Genomic DNA, 2,776 nt, shown 5'->3' with positions numbered 1-2,776 from the left:
ATCTGATGGAGCATCTCGGCCTCACCGGCGAGGAGAAGCCGGGCGACCTGTCTGGCGGCGAGGCGCGCCGCGCCGCGCTTGCGCGCGTCATGGCGCCGGAACCCGACATCCTTCTGCTCGACGAGCCCACCAACCATCTCGACCTTTCCGTGATCGAATGGCTGGAAGAGGAGCTTGCCCGCACCTCTTCGGCGGTGATCCTGATCTCGCACGACCGCCGCTTTCTCGAACGCGTCACCCGCGCCACCGTCTGGCTCGATCGCGGCCAGACGCGACGGCTGGACAAGGGCTTTGCCCATTTCGAGGAATGGCGCGACCAGGTGTTGGAGGAGGAAGAGCGCGAGCAGCACAAGCTCGGCCGCCAGATCGTGCGCGAGGAGCATTGGTTGCGCTACGGCGTGACCGCCAGACGCAAGCGCAACATGCGCCGCCTCGGCGAATTGCAGACGATGCGCCAGCGCTTCCGCAGCCACCGCGGCGCCGAAGGCATCGCCACCATGGTGGCGAGCGACGCCGCCGAATCCGGCAAGCTGGTGATCGAGGCCAAGGGCATCGACAAGAGCTTTGGCGACCTCACCGTGGTCAAGGGTTTCTCGACCCGCATCCAGCGCGGCGACCGCGTCGGCCTGGTCGGCCCCAACGGCGCCGGCAAGACGACGCTTTTGAAGATGCTGACCGGCGAGCTCGCGCCGGATGCCGGCAGCGTGCGGCTCGGCGTCAACCTGGAGATCGCCACACTCGACCAGAAGCGCGAGGCCGTCGACCCGGCCGAAACCCTGGCGCATTACCTTACCGATGGGCGCGGCGAGAACCTGCTGGTCAATGGCGAGCAGCGCCACGTCGTCTCCTACATGAAGGATTTCCTGTTCAAGCCGGAGCAGGCGCGCACGCCGGTGCGCGAGCTTTCCGGCGGCGAGCGCGCGCGCCTTCTTCTGGCCCGCGTGCTGGCGCGCCCGGCGAACCTTCTGGTGCTCGACGAGCCGACCAACGACCTCGACATGGAGACGCTGGAGTTGCTGCAGGAACTGGTCGCGGGCTTTTCCGGAACTGTCATCCTGGTCAGCCACGACCGCGATTTCCTAGACCGCACCGTCACCAGCGTGATCGCGCCGGAGGGCAACGGCCGCTGGATCGAATATGCCGGCGGCTATTCAGACATGCTGGCGCAGCGCGGCGGCTCGAAGCTGGAAGACCGCAAGGCAAGATCGAAAGCCGAGGCCGCCGAGGCTTCGCCGAAGGCCGAACAAGCCGCACCCAAAGGCCCGGCGAAAAAGCTCTCGTTCAAGCAGAAGTTCGCGCTGGATTCCCTGCCCAAGAAGATCGAAGCGGTGACAGCCTCAATCGCCAGGCTGGAGAACAACATCGCCGACCCCGCCTTCTACGAACGCGATCCCGTCTCGTTCCAGAAGACCATCGCCGCGCTCGACAAGGAGCGCACGACGCTCGCCGCGCTCGAGGAGGAGTGGCTGGAGCTGGAGATACTGCGTGAGGAGATGGAGGGATAGCACCCTCATTGCGCTGACGCACCGATGCGCATAAAGTATGCGCATGTCGAGGTGACTGTCATGCGCAAGATTGCAACGAACGCAAATCGCCAGCCAGCTAATCTGTCGATCGATTCGCAGCTCATGGCGGAAGCCAAGGGGCTCAACGTGAATGTATCACGGGCTGCGGAGGCCGGTATATCGGAAGCGGTTGCTGCGGAAAAAACGCGGCTATGGAAGCTTGAGAACCGTGCGACGATAGACGCTTGGAACGACTATGTCGACAAGCACGGCATCCCACTCGCCGAACATCGGCAATTCTGATGGCGCGCTATGACGTCTTCGCCAGCGGCATCGAAGGCGGCTATCTGCTCGACGTTCAGTCCGACCTGCTCGACCACTTCAAGACGCGGGTGGTCGTTCCGCTTCTGCCACTGACCTCGGCGCCTTCGCCAATGCGCAAGCTGCATCCGGTCTTTGAGATCAACGGCCGGAAGATGGTGATGGCCACCCACCTAATCGCGACGGTTGCCGCAACCGAACTCGGCGAAAATCGAACCAATCTCATGAGCCGCCACGACGATATCGTGGCGGCGCTCGATATGCTCTTTCAAGGCTTTTAAGGCGCCTGCCTTACGCAATTCCGGACGGAAAACGGCTCACACTTTTCCTGGAATTGCTCATCACCCCGACGTCTTCGCCGCCCAGGCCTTCAGCGCCTCCTCGAAGACCTTCTCGCCGGGGATGCCCTTTTCCATGGTGAGCAGCGCGCGGCGCCCGGTCTTGTAGACCACCGGCACGTCGATCCAGGACTGTCCCCGAAGCAGCGTCAGATTGGCGTCCTCGTCGGCCTTGGTGTCGTTGAGCGCGACGAGGAAGAAGCCGTCGGCGATCTTGGCTGGGATGCCGATCAGCGGGCTGCCGGCGTCCTGCTCCGAGCTCTTCATGGCGATGCGCAAGATGTTGTCGACGCCGCCGCCGTCAAACCCTTCCGGCGTCAGGAAAATCATCTCGATGATGTGGCTGGCCGGCAGGGTCTGGTCGGTGTTGCGCCGGATCGTCATGCGCAGCTGGATGTTCTTGCCGGGGATCGTCGCTTCGGCGCGGATCGCCGGTTCCGGCGGCAGGTCGCCGCCGGGCGATTCCTGGACCAGCGACCAGACGATGCTGCCGGGCTCGGCCGTGCCCTGCTGGGTGCTGGTGCGCTCCTCATAGAAGATCGCCTTCTGTCCGACCGGCACGGTCGCCTCGGCGGTCGCCGGCGCGGGTGTGGCCGGCGCGGTGGCTGCAGC

3 protein-coding genes and 1 pseudogene are annotated in these 2,776 nt (G+C 64.5%); 3 read left to right on the top strand and 1 reads right to left on the bottom strand.

Features of this window, described 5'->3' with window-relative positions:
• From EOA24_RS33260 to EOA24_RS33250, 3 genes are all read left to right on the top strand, one after another.
• Positions 1-1,505, top strand: a 1,505-nt coding sequence (locus EOA24_RS33260; RefSeq protein WP_127410539.1) for an ATP-binding cassette domain-containing protein, incomplete at its 5' end; no start/stop codon positions are given.
• A 60-nt stretch (positions 1,506-1,565) separates the two neighbouring features.
• Positions 1,566-1,808, top strand: coding sequence for a type II toxin-antitoxin system CcdA family antitoxin (locus EOA24_RS33255; protein WP_126080767.1), 243 nt, complete (start codon positions 1,566-1,568; stop codon positions 1,806-1,808).
• Positions 1,808-2,107: a CcdB family protein gene (locus tag EOA24_RS33250; protein WP_126080766.1), complete on the top strand. Its 300-nt coding sequence runs from the start codon at positions 1,808-1,810 to the stop codon at positions 2,105-2,107. The genes EOA24_RS33255 and EOA24_RS33250 overlap by 1 nt, the downstream gene beginning before the upstream one ends.
• Before the next feature lie 60 nt (positions 2,108-2,167).
• On the opposite strand, the pseudogene EOA24_RS33245 reads toward EOA24_RS33250, so the two are convergent.
• Positions 2,168-2,776, bottom strand: a pseudogene (locus EOA24_RS33245) (hypothetical protein); the annotation flags it as partial.

The sequence above is a fragment of the Mesorhizobium sp. M2A.F.Ca.ET.039.01.1.1 genome, from assembly GCF_003998035.1.
GTDB lineage: Bacteria > Pseudomonadota > Alphaproteobacteria > Rhizobiales > Rhizobiaceae > Mesorhizobium.
This window is presented reverse-complemented; position numbering and strand designations above follow the sequence as displayed.

Coding starts and splice junctions, on each gene's coding strand:
- EOA24_RS33255 (WP_126080767.1), top strand. CDS start 1,566: ATGCGCAAGATTGCAACGAACGCAAATCGCCAGCCAGCTAATCTGTCG.
- EOA24_RS33250 (WP_126080766.1), top strand. CDS start 1,808: ATGGCGCGCTATGACGTCTTCGCCAGCGGCATCGAAGGCGGCTATCTG.